At 57.4% G+C, this 2,612-nt stretch carries 2 protein-coding genes; both read right to left on the bottom strand.

From position 1 onward, the window contains the following. On the bottom strand, positions 1 to 833 hold an 833-nt coding region (locus tag JQ575_RS44010), incomplete at its 3' end, for an SDR family oxidoreductase (protein WP_212039374.1). A gap of 115 nt (positions 834 to 948) precedes the next feature. Next, positions 949 to 2,612: tetratricopeptide repeat protein (locus JQ575_RS44005; RefSeq protein ID WP_212039372.1), on the bottom strand; the 1,664-nt coding region annotated here is incomplete at its 5' end.

Here is a 2,612-nt window from a genome sequence, read left to right as displayed (position 1 = left end):
TGCTTGGCCAAGCGTTTGAATTCATCATCAGTAGCTCCGCCAAAAGCAACAATTTCCTCGTCCGTCTTGCTGGCGCGCCAGTTAAGAAACGGCTTTGCATCCGGCCCTACTGGATACCGAAGCTGTTCACTATTGCCATCAACGATTTGCCGTATCTGTTCGCCAACAACGTAGGGCGAAGTTGGCTTCGTAAGTGAAGCGGTGAAAAGTGCCCTTTGACGCTTGGCATGAGGATAAGGACTCTGTTCGCGCACTGGCTTGGCTTTGCCGAAAATCGGCGTAGCGATAACGCCCGGTTCAATGATGGCAACCCGTACATTGAATGCCTTCATTTCCTGTGCGAGGCACTCGCTCAATGCCTCGAGGGCAAACTTTGATGCAGAATAGGCAGCTTGTGGGGACAAAGCCATTCGGCCGGCAATTGAGGTTACATTAACGATGCAGCCTTGCCGACGTTCGCGCATCCCCGGTATCACAGCCTGGATACAACGAAGTGCGCCGAAGAAATTTGTCTCCATCTTTTCCTGGAACTCGGCCAGCGGCGTCTCTTCTACCGAACCTCCACCACCGATTCCCGCATTGTTGACCAGAACATCAATTGAGCCATTGTCCACAATCACTTTCTTAATTGTCGTATCGACCGAAGCGTCGTCGTCAACATTCAGGCGAGCAAGCGTTACCGATAACTTCTCTGCTGATACGATCCTTTCTAGTTCACCGCCGCTATTCAGATTGCGCATGGTCGCAATGACTTTGTGGCCAGCACGCGCCAGTGTTACGGCGGTTGCCAATCCGATGCCGCTGCTAGTGCCGGTAACCAGTACGATTGCCATTCTCGCCTCCCTGAAAGTGCATTAGTCTATCCTTCCAAACTTAAACTTGGAAGAAATCTCGGGTTCTTGGAATATTGCCGTCGGTGGGGTCCCGCTATCCAGGCGCCGCGATCGACTACTCGGCCGCCATGTCCATCCGACGGCAGAAGCAGGACGCTCTTATCGGATCCTCCGCCCGCGCCTGCGCCAAGTCGAGCCGCTGCTTGATCAGAGCTGTCTCGACTTTTTCTCCGCGACGGACCAGGCATTCGTGCAGCCCGTGCAACGACCACAGATTATCGGGGTGCTGGCAGGCGCGACTCAGTTTGCCGTCAAGGCCGAGATCAGAGCGATACACCTCCTCGGCTTCCTCGATCCGTCCCTGTTCGAGGAGAAGTGCCCCAAGTGCATGACGGGTCGGCTGCATCCATCCCCAAGGCTCATCATAGGGCAGCGAGTCACTGAGCTGGACTGACCCGCGCAGGTGGGCGAAGGCTGCGTCATGATTGCCCTTTCGATATTCCAGTTCGCCGTTCAGCATCGCCTCGGCCACGCTCAGCAGACTGACGACAGTATTATTGTGGACGCGGCGGCTCTCGGGCACCCGGGTCTTCGCCGCCATTAACAACGCCTTCTCAATCTCGGCTTCGGCGACATTGCCAAGCGCCGAATGAGCGACTGCCTTAGCGTAGTGCATCATGGCGACAACCGAGCAGTAAAGGTCTCGGTCCTCCGGTAGGTCTTGTTGGATGATTTCGCGCCATTTGCCGAAGCGCACGAGGACGTGCTGCTTCATCGTCAGGTAGCCCTCAAGGAAATCCGCCATCGGAGGCGATTCAATGCGCAAAACCGCCTCCGGGATCGTGGCGATCAGTTCTTCGGCCGCCGCGATTGCGGGTGTGTACTGGCCAAGAAACATTGCGCCATAGATCGCGAAGTGGAAGTCGTGGATGACGTAGACCAGATAGACACCCGGGTCGTCCGAATAAGCGAGGAACCTGCGGTCGGTCGCCAACGCCTTCTGATTGTGGACTAGGACGTCATTGTAGTGCCCACACAACACATCGAGATGCGTCGGCATGTGGATGAGGTGACCGGAGTCGGGGACGATCTCGCGCAACCGATCACCGGCCCGCAGAGCCCGCTCCGGAAAAGGCGACATCTCCATCAAGTGGACATAGAGATGTAAGAGTCCCGGGTGTCCCCATGCGGCAGGAAGTCTATCGAAAGCATCTTCCAGCACCGTCCGGCATTCCTCGGTCCCAGCGCCCTCCGCAGGCGCGCCGGAGCGAAGGTCCCACATCTGCCACGGCGTCTCGTTCATGATTGACTCAGCAAAGATCGCCCGGACCTCGAGATCATCGGGAAAGGCATCGAAGACCTTGCGCATTACCCTGGTGTAGGCCTTGTCCCACGGCGCCATATCCTCGATCGCGTCGCGCTGGGGATAGCGCGCGGTGAGAGCCTGGATCATCGCCCGCTCGAGCGCACTTGCCTTCCGGGCGTGCGCAAGCGCTTCCTCCATCGCATCGTAAGATGCCGACAGCGCCATCTGCCGACCATGAGGGTCATAGCGAACCCAGGGCAGGTTATAGTTGGGCCCCGAGGCATAGCTTACGCCCCAGTGCGCCATGGCGCATTCGTGGTCGTGCTTCAGCGCCTTCTGAAAGCACTTGATCGCCTCGCCATGGTTGAACCCAAACAGCCAGTTGAGCCCTCGGTCGAACCAAAGCTGGGTATCGGGCGATGACGTGGTGACTTTGCGGCTATACGGACCGAGATCAAAATAGGTCATGCCCA

It is taken from the genome of Bradyrhizobium sp. JYMT SZCCT0428 (genome assembly GCF_018131075.1).
In the GTDB taxonomy this organism is placed as follows: domain Bacteria; phylum Pseudomonadota; class Alphaproteobacteria; order Rhizobiales; family Xanthobacteraceae; genus Bradyrhizobium.
This window is presented reverse-complemented; position numbering and strand designations above follow the sequence as displayed.